The sequence below is a fragment of the Paraburkholderia sp. BL9I2N2 genome, assembly GCF_004339745.1.
Classification (GTDB): Bacteria; Pseudomonadota; Gammaproteobacteria; order Burkholderiales; family Burkholderiaceae; genus Paraburkholderia.
This window is the reverse complement of sequence record NZ_SMGP01000002.1, coordinates 1075229-1101703: the sequence shown is the minus strand read 5'-3', so window position 1 is coordinate 1101703 and position 26475 is coordinate 1075229. Positions and strand designations below refer to the sequence as shown.

General features: G+C 64.0%; 17 protein-coding genes and 1 pseudogene. 9 read left to right on the top strand and 9 right to left on the bottom strand.

Features of this window, described 5'->3' with window-relative positions:
* Nucleotides 1-134: 134 nt before the first annotated feature.
* The 5 genes from xsc to tauA form a co-directional block, all read right to left on the bottom strand.
* Nucleotides 135-1967 carry a sulfoacetaldehyde acetyltransferase gene (gene xsc, locus B0G74_RS26820; RefSeq protein WP_207915703.1) on the bottom strand — a complete coding sequence of 611 codons (1833 nt, stop codon included), beginning with the start codon at nt 1965-1967 and terminating at the stop codon, nt 135-137.
* Between the two features lie 167 nt (nt 1968-2134).
* Nucleotides 2135-3592: a phosphonoacetaldehyde dehydrogenase gene (gene phnY, locus B0G74_RS26815; RefSeq protein ID WP_207915702.1), complete on the bottom strand. Its 1458-nt coding sequence runs from the start codon at nt 3590-3592 to the stop codon at nt 2135-2137.
* A 192-nt stretch (nt 3593-3784) separates the two neighbouring features.
* Nucleotides 3785-4705 (bottom strand): ABC transporter permease subunit, encoded by a 921-nt coding sequence (locus B0G74_RS26810; RefSeq protein ID WP_132377980.1) that lies wholly within the window; start codon nt 4703-4705, stop codon nt 3785-3787.
* Nucleotides 4698-5513, bottom strand: a complete 816-nt coding sequence (locus B0G74_RS26805) for a taurine ABC transporter ATP-binding protein (RefSeq protein ID WP_132377978.1) — start codon at nt 5511-5513, stop codon at nt 4698-4700. The genes B0G74_RS26810 and B0G74_RS26805 overlap by 8 nt, the downstream gene beginning before the upstream one ends.
* A gap of 32 nt (nt 5514-5545) precedes the next feature.
* Complete coding sequence (gene tauA / locus B0G74_RS26800) at nt 5546-6604, bottom strand: taurine ABC transporter substrate-binding protein (RefSeq protein ID WP_132377976.1); 1059 nt, start codon at nt 6602-6604, stop codon at nt 5546-5548.
* A 276-nt stretch (nt 6605-6880) separates the two neighbouring features.
* On the opposite strand from tauA, the gene B0G74_RS26795 reads away from it, so the two are divergent.
* A complete protein-coding gene (locus B0G74_RS26795) occupies nt 6881-8413 on the top strand; it encodes a PLP-dependent aminotransferase family protein (RefSeq protein WP_132377974.1) in 1533 nt (510 codons plus the stop codon).
* A gap of 26 nt (nt 8414-8439) precedes the next feature.
* Here the strand turns inward: B0G74_RS26795 and B0G74_RS26790 are convergent, their stop codons facing one another.
* Together B0G74_RS26790 and B0G74_RS26785 are read right to left on the bottom strand one after the other, a co-directional pair.
* A complete protein-coding gene (locus B0G74_RS26790; protein ID WP_132379389.1) occupies nt 8440-9192 on the bottom strand; it encodes an IclR family transcriptional regulator in 753 nt (250 codons plus the stop codon).
* Between the two features lie 118 nt (nt 9193-9310).
* A complete protein-coding gene (locus B0G74_RS26785) occupies nt 9311-10147 on the bottom strand; it encodes an IclR family transcriptional regulator (RefSeq protein WP_132377972.1) in 837 nt (278 codons plus the stop codon).
* 205 nt (nt 10148-10352) lie between these two features.
* On the opposite strand from B0G74_RS26785, the gene B0G74_RS26780 reads away from it, so the two are divergent.
* Both B0G74_RS26780 and B0G74_RS26775 read left to right on the top strand, forming a co-directional pair.
* The gene (locus B0G74_RS26780; RefSeq protein WP_132377970.1) at nt 10353-12008 is read left to right on the top strand and encodes a choline dehydrogenase; all 1656 of its coding nucleotides are present in this window, start codon (nt 10353-10355) and stop codon (nt 12006-12008) included.
* 178 nt (nt 12009-12186) lie between these two features.
* Nucleotides 12187-13497 carry an MFS transporter gene (locus B0G74_RS26775; RefSeq protein WP_132377967.1) on the top strand — a complete coding sequence of 437 codons (1311 nt, stop codon included), beginning with the start codon at nt 12187-12189 and terminating at the stop codon, nt 13495-13497.
* Nucleotides 13498-13607: 110 nt separating this feature from the next.
* Here B0G74_RS26775 and B0G74_RS26770 read toward each other — a convergent pair whose 3' ends face one another.
* The gene (locus B0G74_RS26770; RefSeq protein WP_132377965.1) at nt 13608-14372 is read right to left on the bottom strand and encodes an IclR family transcriptional regulator; all 765 of its coding nucleotides are present in this window, start codon (nt 14370-14372) and stop codon (nt 13608-13610) included.
* Between the two features lie 204 nt (nt 14373-14576).
* Between B0G74_RS26770 and B0G74_RS26765 the strand changes: the two genes are divergently transcribed.
* The 3 genes from B0G74_RS26765 (at nt 14577) to B0G74_RS26755 (ending at nt 19174) form a co-directional block, all read left to right on the top strand.
* Complete coding sequence (locus B0G74_RS26765; RefSeq protein ID WP_132377962.1) at nt 14577-16022, top strand: aldehyde dehydrogenase family protein; 1446 nt, start codon at nt 14577-14579, stop codon at nt 16020-16022.
* Nucleotides 16019-17674 (top strand): AMP-binding protein, encoded by a 1656-nt coding sequence (locus B0G74_RS26760; protein ID WP_132377960.1) that lies wholly within the window; start codon nt 16019-16021, stop codon nt 17672-17674. The genes B0G74_RS26765 and B0G74_RS26760 overlap by 4 nt, the downstream gene beginning before the upstream one ends.
* Before the next feature lie 117 nt (nt 17675-17791).
* Nucleotides 17792-19174, top strand: a complete 1383-nt coding sequence (locus B0G74_RS26755; protein ID WP_132377958.1) for an MFS transporter — start codon at nt 17792-17794, stop codon at nt 19172-19174.
* Nucleotides 19175-19252: 78 nt separating this feature from the next.
* Here B0G74_RS26755 and B0G74_RS26750 read toward each other — a convergent pair.
* A pseudogene (locus B0G74_RS26750) lies at nt 19253-20169 on the bottom strand (NAD(P)-dependent oxidoreductase).
* A gap of 202 nt (nt 20170-20371) precedes the next feature.
* Between B0G74_RS26750 and B0G74_RS26745 the strand changes: the two are divergent.
* The 3 genes from B0G74_RS26745 (at nt 20372) to B0G74_RS26735 (ending at nt 26475) form a co-directional block, all read left to right on the top strand.
* Nucleotides 20372-21679, top strand: a complete 1308-nt coding sequence (locus B0G74_RS26745) for a TolC family protein (RefSeq protein ID WP_132377956.1) — start codon at nt 20372-20374, stop codon at nt 21677-21679.
* 9 nt (nt 21680-21688) lie between these two features.
* On the top strand, nt 21689-23164 hold the full coding sequence (locus B0G74_RS26740) for an efflux RND transporter periplasmic adaptor subunit (RefSeq protein WP_132377954.1): 1476 nt from the start codon (nt 21689-21691) through the stop codon (nt 23162-23164).
* Nucleotides 23165-23253: 89 nt separating this feature from the next.
* Complete coding sequence (locus tag B0G74_RS26735) at nt 23254-26475, top strand: CusA/CzcA family heavy metal efflux RND transporter (RefSeq protein WP_132377952.1); 3222 nt, start codon at nt 23254-23256, stop codon at nt 26473-26475.

Here is a 26475-nt window from a genome sequence, read left to right as displayed (position 1 = left end):
CCGTTTGGAAAGGCAGCGAGACGTACAACGAAGAAGCCGGAGACAGAGCGCCCGCGCGGGCGCAACTGTTTCCGGCCTGTGTGCGCGGCGGGCTCCGTCCGTCTGAGCACGAAGCCCGCCGGCGCCCAAAACGCTCAGACGTAGTCCTTATACTTGTCGAGCATGCGCACCGGCTTGGAGAGCGCGTCGCGGCGGAACGGATCACCCAGTTCACGCGTACACATGATCTCGATGATGGTGGTCTTGCCGTGGTTCATCTGCGCGTCGATCGCGCGCTTGAGCGCCGGGCCGACATCTTCGAGACGGTCCACCACGATGCCCTCGGCGCCCATCGCGCGGGCAATGGCGGCGAAGCTCTGGTTGTCGAGTTCACCCGCCACGAAGCGGCGATTGTAGAAGTCCACCTGGTTCTTCTTCTCGGCGCCCCACTGACGGTTATGGAACACCACCGCCGTCACCGGAATGTTGTGGCGCACGCAGGTCATGGTCTCCATCAGGCTCATGCCCCATGCGCCATCGCCCGCATACGAAACGGCCGGGCGATGCGGCGCGGCGACCTTGGCGCCGATGATGGTCGGAAACGCGTAGCCGCAATTGCCCCAGCTCATCGCCGCGAAGAAGCTGCGCGGCTTGTTAAAGCGCAGATAACTGTTGGCCACCGAGTTGATGTTGCCGATGTCGGTCGAGACCATCACGTCCTCGGGCATGGCCTTTTCCAACTCGCGCAGCACCTGGCGCGGATGCAGATAGGTGCCGCCGCCGGGCGTGCGTTCCTGCTTCTGCTCCTCGATCATGTCGAGGCTGTAGGCGTCGCGTTCGTGCGTCCAGTCGTCGAGCTCTTTCTCCCACGCCGCTTTCTCCGATGCGATCTGGCCGCCACGTTCCTCGCGCGTGGCGTCGCAGGCAATCTTGCGGCCGGCAAGGCGTTCGGTCAGCGCGACGGCAGCAGCTTTCGCGTCGCCGCAGATGCCCACCGAGATCTTCTTCACCAGGCCGAGCATCTTGTGGTCGGCATCGATCTGGATGATCTTGGCGTTGGTCGGCCAGTAGTCCATGCCATGCTGCGGCAGCGTGCCGAACGGTCCGAGGCGCGAGCCGAGCGCGATCACGACGTCGGCGCGCGACAGCAGCTTCATCGCCGCCTTCGAGCCCTGATAGCCGAGCGGACCGCACCACAGCGGATGGTTGGCGGGGAAGGAGTCGTTGTGCAGATAGCTGTTGACCACCGGCGCGTTCAGGCGCTCGGCGAGCGCCTTGCACTCTTCGATCGCATCGGCCATCACCACGCCGCCGCCGGAAATGATCACCGGGAATTTGGCTTGCGCGAGCAGTTCGGCCGCTTCGTTCAGGCTTTGCTCACCACCCGCGCCGCGATCGAGACGCTGCGGCTGGGGGATCTCCACCTTGACCTGACCGTAGAAGTAATCGCGCGGGATATTCAACTGCGTCGGCCCCATCTCCGCCATCGCGCGGTCGAAGCAGCGGCCCGTGAATTCCGCCATGCGCGCCGGATGGGTGACGTGGCCTTGATACTTGGTGAACTCCTGGAACATCGGCAGTTGTTTGGCTTCCTGGAAGCCGCCCAGACCGATGCCCATGGTGCCGGCCTCCGGCGTGACGATCACGACCGGGCTGTGCGCCCAGTAGGCCGCCGCAATGGCGGTGACGCAGTTGCTGATGCCCGGGCCGTTCTGGCCGATCACCACGCCGTGACGTCCCGAGACGCGCGAATAACCGTCGGCCATGTGGCCGGCGCCTTGCTCGTGCACCACCGGAATCAGGCGGATGCCGGCGGGCGCGAAGATATCCATGGCGTCCATGAAGGCGGAGCCCATGATGCCGAACATATCGGTCACGCCGTTGGCCGCCAGGGTTTCGACAAACGCTTCCGACGGCGTCATGGCCTGCGGGCCGCTGGCACGGTTGTCGGCGGTAGCGTCACGCGGGGAAGGATTCTGCTCGCTCATGGGGTGTCTCCAGCTCTTTGAGATAAGTGGAACAAAAAATACCGAAAAATGCTTGGTGTCTGAAATGTAGGTCAGCGGTTCCTGTGCGTCAACCTAAATTCAAATAAATGGAACGTTTTGTATCAAAAAAAGTGTCTGTGCCGTGGTGACAAACGGCGTCACACCCCTCACTGCCACGGCAACGAGTACGTCTTCACGTTGGTAAAGCTCTTGATCGCTTCCTGAACGCCTTCCTTGTAGCCGAGCCCCGAATCCTTGATGCCGCCGAACGGCGTCAGTTCGAGCCGGTAGCCCGGCACCTCGCGCACGTTCACGCTGCCCACCTCCAGCTCCGCGATAAACCGCGTGATGTAGTCGAGCCGGTTGGTGCAGACGGAAGAGGACAGGCCGTAATCGGTGGAGTTGGAAATACGGATCGCTTCGTCGATATCGCGGAAACGGATGACCGGCGAAACCGGTCCAAAGGTTTCATAGCGGACGAGCGGCATATCCGGCGTGACGCGATCGACTACGGTCGGCGAATAGAGCGCACCGCGGCGCACGTTGCCGACCAGCAGCTTCGCGCCGCGGCTCACGGCGTCGTTGACTTGCGCTTCGAAGAACTTCGCGGCGTCCTCGTCGATCACGGTGCCCATGTCGGTTGCAGGGTCGGCCGGGTCGCCGTAGCGTATCGCGCGGGTCTTCTCCACCAGCAATTCGACGAAGCGGTCGGCCACCGCTTCATGCACGAGCATCCGCTTGATGGCGGTGCAGCGCTGCCCCGAGTTTTTGTACGAACCGGAAACGGCCAGCGTGCTCGCTTCGTCGAGGTCCGCGTCTTCCATTACGATGATCGGATCGTTGCCGCCCAGTTCCAAAACTGCTCGGCGGTAACCCATCTTGCTCGCGATGTATTTGCCGATGGCTACCCCGCCCGTGAACGTGATCAGATCGACGTGCCGGTTCGTAATGAGTTCGTCGGCGATGTCTTTCGGGTCGCCCGTCACCACCTGGAGCATTTGTGGCGGCAGGCCGGCGCTGTAGAGAATGTCGGCAAGCAGACACGTGGACAGCGGCACTTTTTCGGACGGCTTGACGACGATCCGGTTGTTGGTGGCGATGGACGGCACGATCTTGTGCGCCACCTGGTTCATCGGATGATTGAACGGCGTGATCGCGCAGATCACGCCGAGCAGCGGCTCGCGCTGCGTGTAGACGCGGCGCTGTTTGCCGTGCGGCGTCAGATCGCAGGAGAAGACCTGGCCGTCGTCCTTCAGCGCTTCATTGGCGCCGAAGACCAATACGTCGCTGACGCGGCCGGCTTCGTATAGCGAATCCTTTTTGCAGAGCCCCGATTCCGCTGTAATCAGATCGGCGATTTCGGCGGTCCGCTCGCGCACGATATCCGCCGCGCGCTGCAGGATCTGCGCGCGCTCATAGCGCGTGAGCCGCGCGCGATAGGCGTGCGCATACTCGAAGGCGTGCCGCACGTCGTCCACGGTGGCTTTCGGAACGGTGCCGACCAGTTCGCGCGTATAGGGGTTGAACACCTCGATGATTTCGGCGCGCGTGATCTTTTCACCACCGATACGCATGGCCTCGTGCCGAACTGCACAAGGCATCCTGGGTTTGACGATGGCGTTCAAGCGGCCCCCTGACTGGATTGACGATCGCGGCAGATAAATGTCTTACCGTTGAGGTTGATATTGCCGTTGGGCACGGCAACGGGGTAGAGCCAGCTTGGGGGAGTCGCTGAGTCCAGCGCCGGGTCGCTACGTGACGCAAAAAAGAAAGGGCCCGAAGAAGGGCCCATGTCAGCGAAGTACCGCGACGCTTTCTCAGACTTTGCCTTTCCAGGGCACCAGCACGCGTTCGATATAGCGCATCAGCAAATCGAAGCAGAGCGCAAAGAAGCCGATCACGATGATCCCCATGATCACCACGTCGCTCGCGAGGAATTCCGCCGCGTTGAGCACCATGAAGCCGAGACCGCTGGTCGAGGCGACCATTTCGGCGGCCACCAGCGTGGTCCAGCCCACGCCGATGCCGATTCGCATGCCGGTAAAGATCTCCGGCATCGCCGACTTCAGGATCACGTACAGCACCACTTGCGCACGCGAGGCGCCCATCGAATACGCGGCGTGAATCTGTTCGATCGACACCGACCGCACGCCGGCACGCGCGGCAATGGCGAGCGGCGCGAAGATCGCCAGGTAGATCAACAGCACCTTCGAGAATTCGCCGATGCCGAACCAGATGATGATGAGCGGCAGATAGGCGAGCGGCGGCAACGGCCGGTAGAACTCGATGGGCGGATCGAAGGCGCCGCGCGCGAAGCGCGACACGCCCATCATCACGCCGACGGGTATCGCCGTCAGACAGGCGAGCGCGAATGCGCCGAACACCCGCAGCAGGCTGATGCCGGTGTGCTGCGCGAGTGTCGAGTTGGCAAAGCCTTCCGTCGCGACAAAGATGAACTTCGCGTAGACGGCCTGTGGCGACGGCAGGAACAGCGGCTTGATCCAGTGCAGATTGGTCGCCGCGAACCAGAGTGCGATGAACGCGGCGACGGTGATCAGGCTGGTGGCGACACTGCTGCCTTGCCCCGGCACGCCGAACGTGTCGCCGGGCCGGGCGGGTTTCTTCGCGAGCATACGAGGTCCGCGCCCCGGCCGGCGGGGCGGCCGGACCGGCGTGTTCGTCTCCATGGGCGCGGCCTCGCCGTGCAACACGGCATGAGCGGATTTAGAACTAAACATGAGCGACTCCGGCCTCGGCGCCGTGCAGCTTCTCGTCGCCGTAAATGATGTTGAGGACACGCTCGCGCATTTGGATGAAATCGGGACTCGATTTGATCGCCCGTGCGTCGCGCGTTTCGAGAAAACGGCGATTGAAGTCCAGTTCGTAGGTATGCGTGATGCGGCCGGGACGCGGCGACATCACGATCAGCCGACTCGCGAGGAACAGTGCTTCCTCCACGCTGTGCGTGATGAAGAAGAACATCTTGTTGGTCTTCTTCCAGACGTCGAGCAGCAGCTCCTGAATGGTCTCGCGAGTGAGCGCGTCGAGCGCGGCCATCGGCTCGTCCATCAGCAGCATGGCGGGATCGCAGGTGAGCGCGCGGGCAATGCCGACGCGCTGCTGCATGCCGCCGGAGAGCTGATAGATCATGTGCTTGTGGAAATCCTGCAAGCCGACCAGCGCGAGGTTGCGCACGGCGATTTCGCGCCGCTGCGCGCGCGGCACGCCTTGCAGCTTGAGGCCGAATTCCGCGTTGTCGATCACGTTGAGCCACGGCAAGAGCGCATGCTTCTGGAACACCACGCCGCGGTCCGCGCCCGGCCCCGCAATGGGTTCGCCACCGAGCAGCAACTCGCCCCGGCTCGGCGCGATGAAGCCGGCCATCAGCGATAACAGCGTAGTCTTGCCGCAGCCGGACGCGCCCAGCGCGACCACGAAGTCACCCGAGCGGATAGTCAGGTTGATATCGTCGAGCGCCTGCACGGTCTGACCGGGACGCCGCCCCGGAAACACCACGCTCACGTTCTTGACAGTCATGTTTTCCATGTTGCCTCCCGATCCCAAGGATCACGGTTACGTCATTTGAGCTTCGCAGCGGCGTCGGCATAAGCCGGCGTCACGAATTTCGAGTAGTCGGGCAGGACGGCGCTGATCTGCTTCTGGCTCTTCAGGAATTCCGAGGTGTCTTTCAGCGCGAGCGCGGCGCGGCTCGTCGTGCCGCCGCCCAGCCATTGCGCGGAGGCCTGCTCGCCGAGCGTGGGGAACGCGTAGAGCGACAGCGATGCCGGCACGTCCGCCGGCGAGCCGCCGATCATCTTCGCGATGGCCGCGGCTTGCGGCGAGCCCGCATTCCATTGCGACGGATTGCTGCGGTATTGCTGGTCCGCGTCGGCGATTGCCTTGACGAGTTTCGCCATGAAGTCCTTGTGTTCCTCGCCCCAATTGCGATCGACCGCAATGCCGTCGAAGGTCGGCTTGCCGAGCTTCGAGAGGTCGCCGGACGTGATCAGCACCTTGCCGCTCTTCTTCAGCTCGGCGAGCGCGGGATCCCACACGTAGGCAGCGTCGATGTCGCCGCGCGACCAAGCGGCGACGATCTGATTGGGCTGCATGTTGAGAATCTTCAGGTCAGACGGATTGATGCCCCAGTGCTGCAGCGCGAACATGGTGTGATAGTGGGTCGTCGAAACGAACGGCACGCCGATGGTCTTGCCCTTCAGGTCCGCCGGCTTCGTGATGCCGGAGCCGTTGCGCACCACCATCGCTTCGGCCTGGTTGATGTTGTCGAGAATCCAGAAGAGCTGCAGATCGAGGCCCTGGCTCACGGCGGCGGCGAGCGGGCTGGAGCCGATCACGCCGACCTTGACGTCGCCGGATGCCAGCGCGGTCGCGACTTTTGCGCCGGACTCGAACTGCCGCCAGTTGATCTTGTAGCCGGTGGCCTTTTCGATCGACCCGTTCGCGATGCCGACCACCCACGGATCGACGATCTGCTGATAGGCGATCGTGATTTCCTTTTCCTCCGCGTGGCTCGGTGTCGCCGCAAGGCTCGCCGTCGCGGCGAAAACCAGCGACAGGACGCAGCGTGCCGTCCACTGGAACCACGGCTTCGATGTCGGGTTTTTATGGCGTTTCATAATAGGTCTCACAAAGGTCTGAACAGCGGCTGTTTATGGAGCACGGAAGTCGTGTGGCCACGACGGGTGCTTGTCCCAATCGCCTTGGACGGGGTGAGTCGAGTATCGTCAGTAAAAAAATAGAGCAAGTTAGTGCCAGACGGCGCCGATCGTTGAGTCCACATCGGCGCGCCGAAGCGCTCTGGCCGGCCCGCGCCCAACACCGCCAAGGCGGCAGGGGCTGTCACGCGCAGCATCGTCGTGACTGGCGCGGCTCTTTCACTTTCAGGAGGAAGCATGTCCAGCCGTACAGCGACGGCCCTTTGGACGCAGCGTTTTCAGCGTCCGGGCGACTCGAACATGAGCCTGCAGGGGCAGATCCGCCAGATGCTGGTGGCCGCGATTCTGGACGGCCAGCTGCCGCCGCAGACCGCGTTGCCGTCCAGCCGGGAACTGGCCGATCAACTGAGCGTCGCGAGAAATACGGTCGTGCTGGCGTACCAGCAGCTCGTGGAGGAGGGCTATCTGATTTCGCGCGAGCGCAGCGGGCACTTCGTCAATCCGGCGATGCTGGAGGGACGCCACGGCTTCAAGGCGCCCGCGCAGACGGTCCCCACCAGCAGCGAGCACGACCAGGCGCCCGCGCGGCCCGATTGGGGCCAGCGTGTGCAACGCCGGCCCTCCGCGCAGCGCAATATCGTCAAGCCGGGCAACTGGCAGGACTACGAATATCCGTTTATCTACGGGCAGTTCGACCAATCGCTCTTTCCGACCAACGACTGGCGCGAATGCTGTATGAAGGCGCTTTCGGTGATGGAGATCCGCAACTGGGCGCCCGATCTTATAGGCCGCGACGACGACACACTGATCCAGCAGATCCGCACGCGCGTGCTGCCGCGGCGCGGCGTGTTTGCGATGCCGGAGGAGATCGTCATCACGATCGGCTGTCAGCAGGCGTTATATCTGGTCGCCGATCTGCTCGCGCGCCAGCGCACCACGGTGGGTTTCGAGAACCCCGGCTATCCGGACGCGCGCAATATCTTCGAGAACCGCAATGCGCAACTGGTGCCGCTGCCGGTGGATGAAGGCGGCGTGCGCCCCGTCGAGGATGCGCACCTGTTCGCCCAGTGCGACTACGTCTACGTGACGCCGAGCCATCAATGCCCGACCACGGCCACCATGCCGATCGAACGCCGGCATGCGTTGCTCGAACTCGCGCAGAAGCACGACTTCGTGCTGATCGAAGACGACTACGAAAGCGAGAACAACTTCTCGGGCCTGCCGCATCCGGCGCTCAAGAGTCTGGACAAGGCCGACCGCGTGATTTACATCGGCAGCTTGTCGAAGACGTTCGCGCCCGGCTTGCGGCTCGGGTATATCGTCGGTCCACGCGAACTGGTGCACGAATTGCGCGCGCTGCGCCGGCTCATGGTGCGGCATCCGGCGGCGTACATTCAGCGTGCGTTCGCGACGTTTCTCGCGCTCGGCCATCACGACGCGCTGCTGCGCAGGCTGGCCCACGCTTATCGCGAGCGCGCGCTGGTGCTGATGGCGGCGCTCGATAAATACCTACCCGAAGCGCGTCACATCCCGATCACGGGCGGGGCTTCGTGCTGGGTGGAAGGCCCGCCCTGGCTCGACGCCGTGCGTCTTGCCGCCGACGCCGAACAGCACGGCATTCTGATCGAACTGGGCGGCGTGTTCTTCATGGACGGTCTGGAGCAGAAGCACTGCTTCCGGATGGGCTTCTCGGCGATCAAACTCGACAAGATCGACGCCGGCGTACGCCTGCTGGCCGAACTCGTGCGCAAGCAGAAGCCCGCGACGTAACGCTTGCGCCCGTTATGGCGCCCGCGTCAGAACGTGGCCGCGAGTTCCCTGGCAGCTTCCTGAAGACGCGGCACGAATTCGAGCGCGCGCGACAGCGGCGCACGCGAAACCGGCGCATGCACGGCGATCGCCGCGATGCACGCGCCGCTCTCATCGATAATCGGCGCCGCCACGCACACGATGCCGGCCAGAAACTCCTCGTTATCGATCGCAATGCGCTTGTGCGCGGTCCGGTCGAGTTCCGCCTCGAGCAGTTCCGGATCGGTGATGGTGTTCTGCGTGAAGCGTTCGAGTTTCAGCGCGCGTACGAGCGCCGAGCGCTGTTCGCGCGGCAGCATGGCCAGCAGCAGTTTGCCGCTCGCGCTGCAATACGCGGGAACATGCGAACCGGGTTTGAGATCGAGGCGCAACGGCCACGGCGCTTCCATGCGATCGAGATACAGCACCTCGGTTTCATGCAGCATGGTGAGATTGCAGGTCTCGCCGAGATCGGCCACCAGACGCGCGAGGATCGCATGACGCAGGCGCCGCGCGCCGGAATGCATCACCACGCCTAACGCGAGTTGCGCGAGCCGCGGCCCGATCACGTACGCGTTCTTCTGGCCCGGCTCGCGGATCACGAGCCCGCCCGCCTCCAGCGAAGCAAGCATGCGATGCAGCGACGCCTTGGGCAACGCGACGTCCTGCGCGATGTCGGCAAGCGACACCGGGCCGTCCGCGTTGACGAGGTGTTCGAGCAGCGCAAATGCGCGCAGCGTCGGAGTATCCGCTTTGGTCATGCCTGCCGTTCCGGAAAATGGATCGGCGTCATTGTACAACTCCGTTTTACGCCGCCCGCCCTTGGCGCCGCCGGCTGGGGACTCCACCGTGTCTAACGGATCGCTCATGGGAAAGGCCTCAGCGCTCATGGTACGGATGCTCCGTGGAAGGGCCGGCGGATAACAGCGGAGCCAGCTTCAGCGCCGCGTCCTTGAGTTTCGGCACGGCCTTCAGCAGGTCGTTCAGACTCGCGCGCGCGGTCGGCGCATGAATCGCCAGCGCGGCCAGCACGTGCCCGTCGCTGGCATCGCGCACCGGCACCGCGACCGCCACCATGCCGCGCACCAACTCCTCGTTGTCGATGCCGATGCCGCGCACGGCGAGCCGGTCGAGTTCGGCTTCGAGGAGATTCAGTTCCGTCAGCGTGCCTTGCGTTCTGCGCTCCAGCGTCAGCCGCGCGAGCACGGGACGGCGCTCGGCCGGCGGCATCTGCGACAGGAACAGCTTGCCGCTCGCGGTGCAATGCAACGGCACGCGCGTACCGGGTTGCAGATGCAGGCGCAGCGGTTCAGTGGTCTCCACGCGCTCGAGATAGAGAACAGTGTCGTGATCCAGCGCGGTGAGGTTGCAGGTTTCGCCGAGCGTGTCCACCAGCGAGCGGAGCAGCGAACGGCAGGCGCGGCCGAAGGTGTTGTTGGACAGCGTGGTAAGTGCGAGCTGCGCCGCTTTCGGGCCCAGCGTGATGCCGCGGTCCGTGCCGCGCGAATCGGGCAGATGCGTCACGTAGCCCTGCGCTTCGAGCGATTCGATCAGCCGCATCAGCGTCGCTTTGGGAATGTGCAGGCGCAGCGAGAGTTGCGAAAGCGAAAACGGCTGACCCGCGGCTGCGAGTTGTTCGAGCACGGCCAATGCGCGCAGCGCCCGTGAATCCTCGGCGAGAGGTTCACCGCGTGGGGACGAGCAGAGTGCTTGCATACGCTTCCTTGCTGTCGATCAATGGCTGTCCAGCGTCCGCGTACGCCGCGCGGGCCGGCGGGTCATTTCTAAAAGTGAAACAAAAACCGCAGTTTCTGTTTCAGATGAGCCGATAGTAGCGGGAATTTCTTGAACAGGAAACGGGCTGAACATAAATTTCAACGAAACATACCGTTTTTTATAAAACATGCAGGAGACAGGTCACATGGCAGACCGATTCGACTTTGTCGTCGTCGGCGCGGGATCGGCGGGTTGCGTGCTGGCGAACCGGCTTTCCGAAGGCGGCCGCTACTCGGTATGTCTACTCGAAGCCGGCCCCGCCGATCGCTTCATGTGGATTCATATCCCCATCGGCTATGGCAAGACGATGTTTCACCCGGTCTACAACTGGGGTTTCTATACCGATCCCGATCCGAACATGCACAATCGCCGGCTCTATTGGCCGCGCGGCCGCACGCTGGGTGGCAGCAGTTCGATCAACGGTCTGATCTATGTGCGCGGACAGAAGGACGATTACGACCACTGGGCCCGCCTTGGCAATCGCGGCTGGGGCTGGAAAGACTGCCTGCCGTACTTCAGGCGGCTGGAACACAACGAACTGGGCGAAGGTCCGACGCGCGGTGTCGACGGACCGCTGTGGGCCTCGACGATCAAGCAGCGCCATGAACTGGTCGACGCGTTTATCGCGGCTTCGAACTCGTTAGGCGTGGCAAGCATCGACGACTTCAACACGGGCGATCAGGAGGGCGTCGGCTACTACCAGTTGACTACCCGCCGCGGCTTTCGCTGCTCGACGGCCGTCGCTTATCTGAAGCCCGCGCGGCAACGCCAGAACCTGCATGTGGAAACGGATGCGATGGCTTCGAAGATTCTGTTCGAAGGCACCCGCGCTTGCGGCGTGCAGTACCGGCAACACGGCGAGCTGCGGGAAGTGCGCGCCAATCGTGAAGTGATCCTGACCGCCGGGGCGCTGCAGTCTCCGCAGTTGCTGCAACTGTCCGGCGTGGGACCGGCCGCGCTGCTGCGCGAGTTCGGCATTCCCGTGGTGGCCAACCGCGCGGGAGTCGGCGAGAACTTGCAGGACCATCTGCAAATCCGTCTGATCTATGAAGTGACGAAGCCGATCACGACCAACGATCAACTGCGTTCATGGACCGGGCGCGCGAAGATGGGCCTGCAATGGGCGCTGATGCGCAGCGGCCCGCTTGCGGTCGGCATCAACCAGGGCGGCATGTTCTGCCGGGCCTTGCCGGAGGAGTCGGCGACACCGGATATCCAGTTCCATTTTTCGACCTTGTCGGCGGACTCCGCGGGCGGCAACGTCCACGACTTTCCCGGCTGCACGTATTCGATCTGTCAGTTGCGCCCCGAATCGCGCGGCGTGGTGCGCATTCGCAGCGCCGATCCGCGTGAGGCGCCGTCCATCCAGCCGAACTATCTGGACACGGATCTGGACCGGCGCACGACCATCGCCGGCGTGCGTTTCGCGCGTCGCGTCGCGGCGGCTGAGCCGATGAACGGGCTGATGAAACGCGAGGTGCGGCCAGGCGCGGACGCGCAAACCGACGACGAACTGCTCGATTTCTGCCGGGAGTACGGACAGACAATTTTCCACCCGTCTGGTACAGCGAAGATGGGCGCGGCAGGCGATCCGCTCGCGGTGGTCGATGAACGTTTGCGCGTGTACGGCACCCAGGGGCTGCGCGTGGTCGACTGCTCGATCATGCCGACGCTCGTGTCGGGCAATACCAATGTGCCGATCGTGATGGTGGCTGAAAAAGCGTCGGACATGATTCTGCACGACGCAAGCGGCGTCGATCGAGGTGTGGCGACGACGCCCGCGGCGAAAGTGGCCGCATAACGTAGCAGGTGCAAAACAACGGCGGGCACTATCCGCCGCAATACGCAGTCACGGGACGGCCAGCGAATGGATGCCCTGGAGGCTGCACATAAACCGCCCCGGAGGAGACAACTGGGGTTCCCGGCCGGCCGTGCGTATCGACACGCACGGCATGGCCGTCCATTGAGGAGCTGCTGCTATGGCAATCGATCCCCGCGCTATCCGTCGCGTTGCGTTCGCCAGTGTGATCGGCGCAACCGTCGAATGGTATGACTTTTTTCTTTACGGCGTGGTCGCCGGCATCGTGTTCAACAAGCTCTATTTCCCCGCCAACGATCCGCTCGTGTCGACGCTGCTCGCCTATTCGACCTTTGCGGTGGGCTTCGTGACCCGGCCGCTCGGCGGCGTGATATTCGGCCATTTCGGCGATCGGATCGGCCGCAAGTCCGCGCTGATTCTGACGCTCGTCATCATGGGGATTTCGACGGCTGGCGTCGCGTTCATTCCCACCTACGCCCAGATCGGTATCTGGGCGCCGATCCTGTTGTTGTCGCTGCGCGTATTGCAGGGCATTGGGCTCGGCGGCGAATGGGGCGGCGCGGTGTTGATGGCGTATGAATATGCGCCGCCTGAACAGCGCGGCCTGTACGCGAGTTTGCCGCAGATCGGTTTGTCGATCGGACTATGTCTCGCATCGGGGATGGTCGCGGGCTTGTCCCGCTTATTGCCCGAAGCGGCCTTTCTGTCGTGGGGCTGGCGGATCGCATTCGGCGCATCGCTCGGTCTCGTTCTGATCGGCCTGTATATTCGCGCCAAAGTGATGGAGACGCCCGAATTCCTCGCGCTCAAACGCAATCGGCGCGAAGCGAAGATTCCGTTCGTCGACATGATCACGCGCTATCGCGGCGCCGTGATGCTCGGCATGGGCGCGCGTTATATCGATGGCGTGTTCTTCAACATCTTCGCCGTGTTTTCGATCGGCTACCTTACGCAACATGTCTCGATGAGCCGCACCGACGCCTTGCTCGGCGTGATGATCGCGGCGGGCGTGATGTGCTTTTTCATCCCGCTGTTCGGCAGCATGTCAGATAAGCTCGGCCGCGCGCGCGTGTATTTCTGGGGCTCGCTGATTTGCGGCGTGTCGGTGTTTCCGGCTTTCTGGCTGATCGAAATGCAGCCGGCCAACACGTTGTTGATCTGGGCGGCCATCGTGGTGCCATTCGGCATTTTCTACGCGATGGTGTACGGTCCTGAGGCGGCATTGTTTGCCGAACTGTTCGACGCCAAAGTGCGCTATACGGGTATCTCGTTCGTGTATCAGTTCTCCGGCATCTTCGCGAGCGGACTCACGCCGATCATTGCGACGATCCTGATGCGGCTGAACGGCGGCAAACCGTGGACGGTGTGCGCGTACGTGCTGTTCTCGGCATTGATATCGGCGCTGTCGGTGCGCGCGATCGAGAGGAAGCGGGCGGGTGCGTTCGATGCGGTTGCGCATGCGCAGTCCTGAGTCTGCAGTTTGCTTTGGATCGCAGAAGCGCGGTGCGCGGCGTGATGCAGCGCGCCGCTCATTAAAGCGCGTTTCTCGCCACGGCCAGGCTCGCGCGGCCTCGCGCCGCGTCATTCCCGAAACGTCTTCGCTGTCTCTTCCGCCGCGTGGCGCAAGTCAGGCACGAAGGCGAGCAGATCGTCGAGCGTGACTCTGCCCACCGGCGCCTGCACGGCAATCGCCGCGCAGGCGCGATTGCGATCCAGCATGACAGGCACCGCAATCGCGATCAGCCCTTGCAGATGTTCCTGGTTGTTGATCGCGAGAAGCCGCCGCCGCGTGGTGGTCAGTTCCTTGCGCAACGCGTCGCGATCGGTGATTGTCCGTTCCGAATAACCGCGCAGCGGCAGCGTCTCGATCACGCGTTCGCGTCTGTCCTTCGGCAGAAAGCTCAGCAGGAGCTTGCCGCTCGCCGAGCAATGCAGCGGCACATGCGAACCCGGTTGCAAATGCATGCGCAGCGGCCATTCGGTTTCGACGCGGTCCACGTAGACGACATCGTTGCCGGAGAGCATGGTCAGATTGCAGGTCTCGCCGATTTTCGCCACCAGCTGTTCGAGCAGCACGTGGCGCGCGGCGGCCGGCCCCGCATGCATCAGCACATTGACCGCGAGCATGCGCACACGTGGCGAACATTCGTAAAGACGATCGCCCGCGCCGCGCGTGACGAGCCACGCGTCCATCAGTTGCACGAGGATCCGGTGGACGGTCTGCTTGGGCAGGCCGAGCGCATTGACGAGCTCCGTCATCGAAAGCGGGCCGCCCGCTTCGGCAAGCGTTTCGAGTACGCGAAACGCGCGCACTGCAGCTGCATTCGACTGGTTTGACGTCGACATCCCACTCCCTCGCCAGCGTATTCACAGCGTTGATTTTGCATCGACTTCATTGCTTTTCGGGACTATGGAAAGTACCGAATTTTGCGTTTTCCGATGCTGGCAAACGCACTGCAATGGATAGCTCGAAAAACGGGACTTCGCCCTAAGCGCGGCTGGCTAGATTGATAGCACTGCAATCAATTCATTCACGCGGAGCGAATCCATATGAACGTCAGGGCCACAGGAGCCGAAATCGCGGGCCACCATGCGGACGGCGAAGCCGAGCGCATCGTCGCCACGCTCGTTGCGAAAGCGCGCGCGGCGCAGCGCGCTTTCGAGAATGCGGGACAACAGGCGCTCGATACCGCCGCCGACGCCGCCGCGTGGGCCATCATGGAGCCGGAGCGCAACCGGCAACTGGCGGAACGCGCCGTGCACGATACGGGTCTCGGCAACGCCGACGACAAGTTCCGCAAGAACTATCGCAAAACGCTCGGCTTGCTGCGCGACCTGCACGGACAGAAGACCACCGGCGTAATCGCGGAAGACAGGGCGAGCGGCATCGTCGAGATCGCGCGCGCAGTGGGCGTGGTGGCGGCGATCACGCCGTCGACCAATCCGGCGGCGACACCGGCCAACAAGATCATCAACGCGCTCAAATGCGGCAATGCAGTAATCGTCGCGCCGTCCCCCAAAGGTTACTCGTCTTGCGCGTTGTTGGTCGAGTTCATTCACGCGCAATTCGCCAAAGCCGGTATCGATCCGGACCTCGTGCAGATGCTGCCTGCGCCGATCAGCAAGGCGGCGACCGCCGCATTGATGCGGCAGTGCGATCTGGTCGTCGCCACCGGCTCGCAGGCGAACGTGCGCATGGCGTATGCGAGCGGCACGCCCGCGTTCGGCGTGGGCGCGGGCAATGTCGCTTCGATCGTCACGGCGTCCGCCGATCTGCATGATGCGGCGCGCAAGATCCTGCGCTCAAAAACTTTCGACAACGCGACGAGCTGCTCGTCAGAAAACAGCGTCGTGATCGAAGGCGCTGTCTATCAGCCGATGCTGGCCGAACTGACCGCGTGCGGCGGCGTACTCCTCGACGCCGCGCAGAAGGCCCGCTTGCAACAGGTGATGTGGGTCAATGGCAAGCTCTCGGAGCAGTGCACGGCGAAGTCCGCCGAGGTGATCGCACGCGTGGCGGGTCTGGATGAGGTCGCCGCGCGCCACCCCGCTTTCCTGATGGTGGAAGAGAGCGGCGCGGGCAGCGACTATCCGTTTTCCGGAGAGAAACTCGCGCCGGTGCTCGCCGTGTATCGTGCCGCCGATTTCGCTGCCGCGGCCGACGTGGTGCGCGGCATCTACGCGTACATGGGCGCGGGCCATTCGGTCGGACTGCATTCGACGGATACCGCGCAAGCGGTTCAGCTTGGCGTGACATTGCCGGTCGCGCGTGTGATCGTGAATCAGGCGCATTGCCTCGCGACCGGCGGCAACTTCGACAACGGCCTGCCGTTTTCGCTGTCGATGGGCTGTGGCACGTGGGGCCGCAACAACTTCTCGGGCAATCTGGGCTTCCGCCACTATCTGAACACCACGCGGGTCGCGTACCCAATCGAAGAGCGCGTGCCGGAAACGGACGAATTGCTCGGCGATTTCTTCGCGAGGTACGGTCGATGAACACGCCCACCACCCTTCGCGCGCTGATCGACGAGCGCGCCGCGCAGCATCCTGACAAGCCCTTCCTGCTGGCCGCACTCGACGACGATGAAACGGCGGTCCCTGACCGGCGCGCGACCGTGCTGACGTTTCGCGAACTGCGCGACGACTGCCGAGTGATCGAGACACGCTTCAGGGAAGCCGGCCTGCGGCCGGGCGATGTGATTTCCGTGTTCATGGGCAATGGAATCCAGACGGCCCGTCTGTTGCTTGCGGCCATGTACAGCGGGCTGGTCGCCAATCCGCTCAATCTTTTGTGTCAGCCCTCGCAGGTGCGCTATATCGTCGACCATTCCGATACGCGGATGATCTTCACCGCGCGCGACACGCAGGCGGTGATCGGCACGGCCGTGGCCGAATTGCGAGCTGCAGGCTTGACGCGCGAGATCGCGCTGATCCAGACCGAACCGGACGATGCCGAACCGCCTTCGCTCGCAAAGCGTGAACCTGCTTTGGCCGAAACCGCGGCACATGGCGCGAACGCTGCCGCCGCGCCAGCGCTCGCGAAGCGCGGCCGCGCGCCGCGGCACACAGCGGATGCCGCAACGGCGCACGGGCCCACAGCAGACGACGTCGCATTGCTGATGTACACCTCGGGCACGACGGGCACGCCCAAAGGCGTCCTGCTGACGCATCGCAATCTAATGGCGAACGCGCGCAACATCAGCGCCGAGCACCGGCTGACGTCGGACGATCGCGTGCTCGCGTCGTTGCCGCTCTATCACATCAACGGTCTGGTGGTGACGCTGCTCGCGCCGCTGTTCCATGGCGGCTCGGCGGTGATGACATCGCGCTTCTCCGCCCGCACGTTCTGGCGCGACGTCGCGCTTCATGCCTGCACGTGGATCAACGTGGTGCCGACGATCGTCGCCTATCTGCTCAATGCCGACGAAGCCTGCACCTACGATCTGTCGGCGCTGAAGTTTTGCCGCAGCGCGTCGGCCGCATTGCCCGCCGATCATCATCGCGCGTTCGAAGCGCGTTTCGGAATCGGCGTGATCGAAACCATGGGCATGACGGAAACCGCCGCGCCGGTTTTTAGCAATCCGTATGAGATGAACCGGCGGCGCGTCGGCAGCATCGGTCTGCCTTCGGGCGGCGAGGCCCGCGTGATCGACCGTGAAGGGCGCGAATGCGCCGCCAACGAATGCGGCGAACTGGTGTTGCGCGGCGAGCAGGTGATGGGCGGCTATTACAAGCGGCCCGAGGAAACGGCCGCCGCCTTCACGCCGGACGGCTGGCTGCGCACTGGCGACCTCGGTTATCGCGACCAGGACGGCTACTTCTACATCAACGGCCGCGCCAAGGAACTGATCATCAAGGGCGGCGAGAACATTGCGCCGCGCGAAATCGACGAAGCGTTGTTGCGTCATCCCGATGTGCTGGACGCGGCGGCGGTCGGCGTGCCCGATGCGGCATACGGCCAGGAGATCGTCGCTTTCGTGGTGGCGCGCACGAGCGAGGGACGCAGCGCGCCCGACCCGGCGGATCTGCGCGAGCACTGCGTGCGCGAACTCGGGCGCTACAAGACGCCGAAAGAATTCCGTTTCGTCGATGAACTGCCGCGCGGACCTTCCGGCAAGGTGCAGCGGCTCAAGCTGGTGCCCACCTGACGCGGTGCCGCTCGCGAGCGGGCAAGGCGCGGGCGGAGACAGGCAGGCAGTCGCAGTCCGGTAAATCGGGCGGCCGCTCGCGGCCGTCGTCGATACATAAAAGAGATAGGAGACAGCATGGAAACGCGTATCCGGCGTGTCAAGACACGCCATATCATCCTGGCGGTCATGTGCCTGATGTACTTCATTTCGTACATCGATCGCGTGAACATTGCCGTGGCCGGCCCGTTGATTCGTCACGAGATGGGCCTCACGACCGTTCAGCTCGGCCTGGTGTTCTCGGCCTTTGCTTATCCGTATGCGGCGATGCAGATTATCGGCGGCTGGCTCGCCGACAAGTACGGGCCGAAACTGGTGCTCACGGTGCTATCGCTGATCTGGGGCGTGGCGACGCTCGCCACCGGTTTCGCGGGCAGCGTCACCATGCTGGTCGTGATGCGCTTCGCGCTCGGCATTGGCGAAGGCGGCGCGTTTCCTACCGCGACGCGCGCCTTCACTTACTGGATGCCTGTAGCCGAGCGCGGCTTCGCGCAAGGCATCACGCACAGTTTCGCGCGCCTGGGCGGCGCGATCACGCCGCCGCTCGTGCTGGCCGTGGTGGCGACCGGCGGCTGGCGCGACGCGTTCATCCTGCTCGGCATCGGGAGCCTCGCGTGGACCGTGCTCTACCTCTTCGTATTCACGAATTCGCCGGAACAGAACCGACGCATCACGGCCGAGGAAACCGCGGAGATCGGCTACCGCGCCGGCGATTGCGACCGCGCCAAACATGCGGCCACGCCGTGGCGCAAACTGGTGCGCCGCATGTGGCTCGTCACGTTCGTCGACTTCTGCTATGGCTGGTTGCTGTGGGTGTATCTAACCTGGTTGCCGTCCTATCTGCGCGAGTCGCGCGGATTCGATCTCAAGCAACTGGCGCTCTTCACCGCGCTGCCGTTGCTCGCGGGCGTGGTCGGCGACACGCTCGGCGGTGTCGTGTCGGACAAGCTCTTCAAGATCACGGGCCGCCTGCGCTTCGCGCGCTGTGCGGTGCTGGTGGTGGGCATGGGCGGCTCGCTGGTGTTTCTGCTGCCGATGGTGTCCGCCACCGATCCGCTCACGGCCGTGTGGTTCCTGTCGGCTTCGTTCTTCTTCCTCGAAATCACCAACCCTGTGCTGTGGACGTTGCCGCTCGACATCGCCGGCAAGTATGCGGGCACGGCCGGCGGCATGATGAACACGGGCTTCGGCGTGGCGGGGATGGTGTCGCCGGTGGTGTTCGGCTATCTGATCGAGAAGACCGGCAGCTACAACGTGCCGTTCAATATCTCCGCGGGGCTGCTCGCGGTCGGTATGCTGGCGGCGCTCTTCATCGACACCAGCAAGACAGTCGAGGCCGATGAAGAACGCGAGCGCGCCGCCGGCGTCGAGTTGGGCGGCATGCCGTCTTTCCTGCACGCCGGAGCGGCGGTGCGGCTGGAGCGCCATCACTTGCGCCGGCCGTTGCGGTGGCGCAAGTGATACGAGTGACGCAAGCGGCACAAATGCGTAAGTGACGCGAGTCATGCAAGGCGGGCGCGTATGCAGCGCCCGCCGCTGTTATTGCGCCGCCTTGAGGGCCCGCAAGCGCCAGATCAGGCTCGACGTATCGAACCGATTGCCGCCGAGCGCCTGCACGTCCGCATAAAACTGATCGACGAGCGCCGTCACCGGCAACGACGCGCCATTGCGCTTCGCTTCGTCGAGACAGAAGCCGAGGTCCTTGCGCATCCAGTCGACGGCAAAGCCGTAATCGAACTTGCCGTCGAGCATGGTCTTGCCGCGATTGTCCATCTGCCAGCTGGCCGCCGCGCCCTTGCCGATCACTTGTAGCACCAGCGGCATGTCGAGGCCCGCGAGCTGGCCGAAGTTGATCGCCTCAGACAGTCCTTGCACCATGCCGGCGATGCAGATCTGGTTGACCATCTTCGCCAGTTGCCCGGCGCCGACGGCCCCGATCAGCGTGACGGCCGCGGCGTAGTGCGCAAGGACCGGTGATGCCTGCTCGAAGACGGCGGCCTCGCCGCCGCACATGATCGTCAGCTTGCCGTTCTGCGCGCCGGATTCGCCGCCCGACACGGGCGCGTCGATGAAATGCAGACCTTTCTGGCGCGCGACTTCCGCTAGCTCGCGCGCGACGTTCGCCGACGCCGCCGTGTGATCGACGAACGCGGTATTGGGCGCCATGCCGCGAACGCACCGGTATCGCCGAGCGTGATGCTGCGCAGATCGTCGTCGTTGCCGACGCACGCGAGGATCAGGTCGGCGCCGTTCGCCGCTTCACGCGGCGTGTTCGCGGCCCGGCCGCCGTACTCGGATACCCATTGCTGCGCCTTCGACGCCGTGCGGTTGTACACGGTCACGTCGAGGCCCGCTTTCGCGAGATGGCCGGCCATGGGATAGCCCATCACGCCGAGGCCGAGAAAGGCGACGCGGCGGACGGTGGCGGTGGAGGGCTGCGCGGTTGGATGATTCATTGGGCTCCGTGGAGTGGGCTGGGTTTGGGGTTGGGGCAATCATTATGACAAGGCTGGCGTTTTTTTAGCCGTGACGCGCCGTTGTGCCGCCGCTGCCGCCCGCGCCGCTTGCCGAAGATGACAAAAATCTCATTTTTCCGCCATGTTGGCACTGCGGCAGCGCCGTAGCATCGGTCGCACCTCGTCAACACATTACGCATCCATGCTTACCCGCAACCTTGCTGCCGTACTTGCGATCGCTGCGGTGAATCCGGCCTTTGCGCAAGCCGACGCGGCGCTCGTGGAAGGCAATCGGCCTTCGCCATCGACCGCGCTGGCCGCGCCGTCCGACGGCGCCGCCTTGCCGCTCGATGAAGCGCTCGGCATCGCCGCCGAGAACAACCCGCTGCTGCGCGGCGCGCGCGCCGACGCCGATGCATCGCGCGGCACGTTCATGCAGGCGGGCGCCCGACCCAATCCGCAGATCTCGCTGCTGCAGGAGGGGTTCGGCCGCACGGAACGCACGTCGACGGCACTCGTCAATCAGACCGTCGAACTCGGCGGCAAGCGTCAGGCGCGCCTCGACGTCGCTTCGTATGGACGCGAGGTGGCGCTCGCATCGCTCGATGCGCGCGGCGCGGCCTTGCGCTCAGACGTCATTGCCGCGTTTTACGGAATGCTCGCGGCTCAGCGCCAGTTGCAGGTCGCGCGGGAATCAGCCGACATCGCGGCGAGGTCCGCGGAACTGGCGGAGAAACGCGCGCGCGCGGGCAAGGTGTCGCCGGTCGAGGCGACCAAAGCGCGGGTCGCCGCCACCGGCGTTCAGATCGAGCAGGCCAACGCCGCCTCGCGGCTGACCATTGCCGCGGAAAAACTCGCCAACGTGACGGGCAGTCCGCTCGTGCGAGGACGCCCCGCGACCGGCGATATCGAAAGCGTGCCGGCGATCGAACCGCTTGCCGAACTATTGCCTCAACTGATCGACGCGCCGCTTGCGCGCGCCGCGAAGGCCGAGAGGTTGCGGAGCAACGCCGCCATTGCCGTCGAGCGCGCGAAGCGCATTCCGGACATCACGTTCAGCGCGGGCTTGAAGCGGGTCGTGACCGGCGCGGTGCCCGACAACCAGGCCGTGGTCGGCATCTCCATTCCGCTTCCGCTTTTCGACACCAACAAAGGCGCGCTGCTCGAATCGGTTCACAAAGCCGAGAAGGCAAGCGCCGACTTCGACAGTGAAAAGGCGCGCCTGCAACTGGAGCTGACTCAGGCGTACGCCAATTACGAGCGATCGAGCCTGGAGGCGCGGCGCCTGAAAACCGATGTCCTGCCGGCCGCGCGCGAGGCGCTCGACGCAATGTCGCGCGGTTATGAGCTCGGCAAGTTTGGCTTTCTCGATGTCCTGGATGCGCAGCGCACGCTGTTTCAGGGCCAGTCGCAATACGTCCAGGCATTGACCGATGCGCACCTGGCCTACGCCGAAATCGGCCGGCTTGTCGGTGTCCCGCTTCGCAACAGTGCGTCCCGTCTACCTTGAAGGATTTTCATGCTGCGCAGAAAACTCATCGTCGCCACTGCGGTGACCCTCAGCGGCGTGAGCGTCGCGCTCGCCGTGTTCGCGCTGACGCGGGTGTCGTCGAATACTGGAGATACCTCAGGCGGCGTCGAAGCATCGGCAAGCGCGCAGGATTCGTCCGGCCAGCACGGCGGCACCGTGTTCAGAGACGGTGCGCTGACGGTCGAAGTCGTCCTGTCCGAGAAGCCGGGGGACGCGCGGCTCGTCGTCTATCCTTTCGTCGACGGCAAACCCGCGGACAAGGACCTGACCGTGTCGGGTTCCATTACGCGTTACGACGGTTCGATGCAGCCATTGCAATTCGCGTCGGCAGGTCAGAAGCTGATGTCCGCCGAACCCATCGCGAAGCCTCACGTCTTCGACGCATTCATCCATCTCAAGTGGCGCGGACAATCCGCATCGTTCGTGTTCTCGCGGGCCGATGGTGCAATCGCGCTCAGTGCGGCGCAAATCGAGGCGGCGCAGATTCGCCTCGATCGCGTCGGTCCCGCGCAGATTCTCACGACATTCCAGCTTCCTGGCGAGATCAGATTCAATGAGGATCGCACGGCCCATGTCGTGCCGCGTGTAGCGGGCATCGTCGAGCGAGTCAATGTTTCGATCGGCGAGAAAGTCGCGAAGGGGCAAGTGCTGGCGGTCATCGCCAGCACCGATCTAGCCGATCGCAGAAGCGAATTGCTGAGCGCGGAGCGCCGGCTCGCGGCCGCACGAACATCGTACGAACGCGAAAAGACGCTCTGGCGGGAGCGCATCTCGGCCGAGCAGGACTATCTCCAGGCGCAGGTGCAGGTACGCGAAGCCGAGATCTCCACGCAGAACGCCCGCGCGAAGCTCGCCGCGCTGAATGCCCCGCTATCGGCCGGCGCGTTGAACCGTTACGAATTGCGCGCGCCGTTTGCCGGAACGCTGGTCGAGAAGCACGCGACACCCGGCGAGGCGATCGCGGCGGATGCCAAGGTCTTTATTCTCTCGGACCTCTCGTCTGTGTGGGCCGAAATGGCGGTGCCGGCGCACCGCCTGAACGATGTGCGTGTCGGCCGCGAAGCCACGGTCAGCGCCACCGCGTTCGACTCGAAGTCGAGCGGTCCGATTGCCTACGTCGGCGCGCTGCTCGGCGAGCAAACCCGCACCGCGCCGGCGCGGGTGGTGCTGCCGAATCCCGATGGCGCGTGGCGGCCGGGCATGTTCGTCAATGTGTCGGTGGATGTCGGCAAACAAAGCGTGCCGCTCGCGGTGGCGAGCGACGCGCTGCAGGAGATAGACGGCGCACCCGCCGTCTTCGTGCAGTCGCCCAAAGGCTTTGTCGCTCAGGCGGTCGAGACGGGGCGCCGTGACGACAAGGTCGTCGAAGTGGTGAAAGGACTTTTGCCGGGCCAGAAGTATGTCACCGCGAACAGTTTCGTCCTCAAGGCTGAACTCGGGAAGGGCAGTGTCGAGGAACACTGACGCCCCGACGCCATGAACGCGTCATGACCTGCGATGACTTGCCCTAAGCAGACCGCTTTCCCGAGCCTCGGTTTCCAAGGACCCTCCGCATGTTTGAAAGACTGATTCGCTTCGCCATCGCGCACCGCTGGCTGGTCATGCTGGCCGTTGCCGCGGTCGCGGGATGGGGCGTGTACAGCTATCAGAAGCTGCCCATCGACGCCGTGCCCGACATCACCAACGTTCAGGTGCAAATCAACACTTCGGCGCCGGGTTATTCGCCGCTCGAAGCCGAGCAGCGCATCACCTATCCGGTGGAGACCGCAATGGCCGGTCTTCCCAATCTGGCGCAGACGCGCTCCATCTCCCGCTACGGGCTCTCTCAGGTCACGGTGATCTTCAAGGACGGCACCGACATCTACTTCGCGCGTCAGCTCGTCAACGAGCGGATTCAGGAAGCCAAGGACAAGCTGCCGCCCGGCGCGACGCCGGCGATGGGGCCGACCTCCACGGGGCTCGGCGAGATTTATCTGTGGACGGTGGAGGCCGACGCGTCTGCCGTCAAGCCGGACGGAGCCCGCTACACGCCCGCGGATTTGCGCGAGCTCCAGGACTGGGTCGTGAAGCCGCAGCTTCGCAACGTGCCGGGCGTCACTGAGGTGAATTCCATCGGCGGCTTCGTGAAGGAGTTCCGGGTCGCGCCGAATCCCGCCAAGCTCATGTCATACGGCCTGACGCTCGCGGACGTGGTGCGCGCGATCGACCGCAACAATGCGAATGTCGGCGCGGGCTACATCGAAAAACGCGGCGAGCAGTATCTCGTGCGCGTGCCAGGCCAGGCCCGCTCGGTCGAAGACATCGCCAATGTCGTGCTCACCAACGTGGGCGGCGTGCCGGTTCGCATCAAGGACGTCGGACAGGTGGACATGGGCCGTGAATTGCGCACGGGCGCCGCGACGTCGAACGGCGAAGAGGTCGTGCTCGGCACCGTGTTCATGCTGATCGGAGAGAACAGCCGCACGGTCGCCAAGGCGGTCTCCGTCAAGATGGAAGACGTCAACCGTACCTTGCCACCAGGTGTGCGCGCGATTCCCGTGTACGACCGCACCGTGCTGGTCGAGAAAGCCGTGCAGACAGTGAAGAAGAACCTGCTCGAAGGCGCGGTGCTCGTGATCGTCGTGCTGTTCCTCTTTCTCGGCAACATGCGCGCGGCGCTGATCACGGCGCTCGTCATTCCGCTGTCGATGCTGATGACCTTCACCGGCATGGTCAATGCGAAGGTGAGCGCCAACCTCATGAGTCTGGGCGCACTCGACTTCGGGATCATCGTCGACGGCGCGGTGGTGATCGTCGAAAACTGCGTGAGGCGCCTTGCTCACGCACAGACGCTCGCCGGGCGGCCGTTGACCCGCGAGGAGCGTTTCGCCGAAGTCTTCGGCGCGTCGCAGGAAGCGCGCCGCGCCCTGATATTCGGTCAATTGATCATCATGGTGGTCTATCTGCCGATCCTCGCGCTCACCGGCGTCGAGGCAAAAATGTTTCACCCGATGGCGGTCACGGTCGTGATGGCGCTGGCTGCCGCGATGGTGTTGACGGTCACCTTCATTCCCGCCGCGGTGGCGCTGTTCATCGGCAAGCGCGTCGAGGAAAAGGAAAACCGCTTGATGGGCTGGGCGAGGCAAGCCTATGAGCCGCTGCTCACCGCTTTCATGACGCGCCCGAAACGCGTGTTCGCCGGCGCGGCGCTGATCGTCACGCTGAGCATCGGTCTGGCGGCGCGACTCGGCAGCGAGTTCGTCCCGAGTCTGAACGAGGGCGACCTGGCGGTGGCCGCATTGCGTATTCCGGGCACGAGTCTGTCCCAATCGGTCAGCATGCAAAAGTCTATTGAGAAAACGTTGAAGCAACGGTTCGCGGAGATCGAGCGCGTGTTTGCCCGCACGGGGACGGCGGAAATCGCCGCGGACCCGATGCCGCCCAATCTGTCCGACGGCTACATCATGCTCAAGCCGACGGACACGTGGCCGGACCCGAACAAGTCGCGCGCGAAACTCGTCGAGGAAATCGAAGCGGTGCTCGCTGAACTGCCTGGCAATAGCTACGAGTTCTCCCAGCCGATTCAACTGCGCTTCAACGAATTGATCTCCGGCGTACGCAGCGACGTGGCGGTGAAGCTCTTCGGCGACGACATGGCGGTGCTCAGCGGCACGGGCGAGAAGATCGCGGCGGCATTGCAGAAAGTGCCGGGCGCTTCGGAAGTGAAGATGGAACAAACCAGCGGTTTGCCGGTTCTCACCATCAACGTGGACCGGGACAAGCTGGCGCGCTACGGCGTCACGGTCGGTGACATTCAGGACACGGTCGCGGCGGCGGTCGGCGGGCAGAAAACCGGCACGCTGTTTCAGGGCGACCGGCGCTTCGATATCGTCGTGCGCTTGCCGGACGAACTTCGCTCGGATATCGAAGCGATCAAGCGCCTGCCGATTGCGTTGCCATTCCCCGCGCCGGTGAGCGGCGGCGCGCCGCTCGCGCAGGCGCCTTATGTGCCGCTCGCCGAACTGGCCACCGTCGACGTCGCCCCTGGTCCCAACCAGATCAGCCGCGAAGACGGCAAGCGGCGCGTCGTGGTGAGCGCGAATGTGCGCGGACGCGATGTCGGCTCTTTCGTGGCGGACGCGCGCGAGCAGATCCGTCAGGACGTTCAGGTGCCCTCGGGTTACTGGTTGTCGTGGGGCGGACAGTTCGAGCAGTTGCAAAGCGCGACCGAGCGCCTGAAGCTGGTCGTGCCGCTGTCGCTCTTCATGGTGTTTGTCCTGCTGTTCATCATGTTTAATAATGCTAAGGATGGCTTGCTGGTGTTCACGGGCATTCCGTTCGCATTGAGCGGCGGCGTGCTGTCGTTGTGGTTGAGGGACATCCCGCTTTCCATTACGGCGGCGATCGGTTTCATTGCGCTGTCGGGTGTCGCGGTGCTGAACGGGCTCGTCATGATTTCCTTTATTCGAAATCTGCGCGATGAGGGCACCGAACTGGACGCGGCTGTCCGTGAGGGCGCCCTGACGCGGCTGCGGCCGGTCCTGATGACGGCGCTCGTCGCGTCGCTCGGCTTTTTGCCGATGGCATTCGCCACCGGCACGGGCTCGGAAGTGCAGCGGCCGCTGGCAACGGTGGTCATTGGTGGCATCCTGTCGTCCACGGCGCTGACGCTGCTGGTTTTGCCCGTGCTGTACCGGGCCGCTCATTCGTCGTCATGGCGCGCTGCTGCCCTGAGCCGGCTGGCGAGAACTTCGCCCGGCCAGCTACTGCGCCGGTTCGGCATTTTTTCGAGGTAG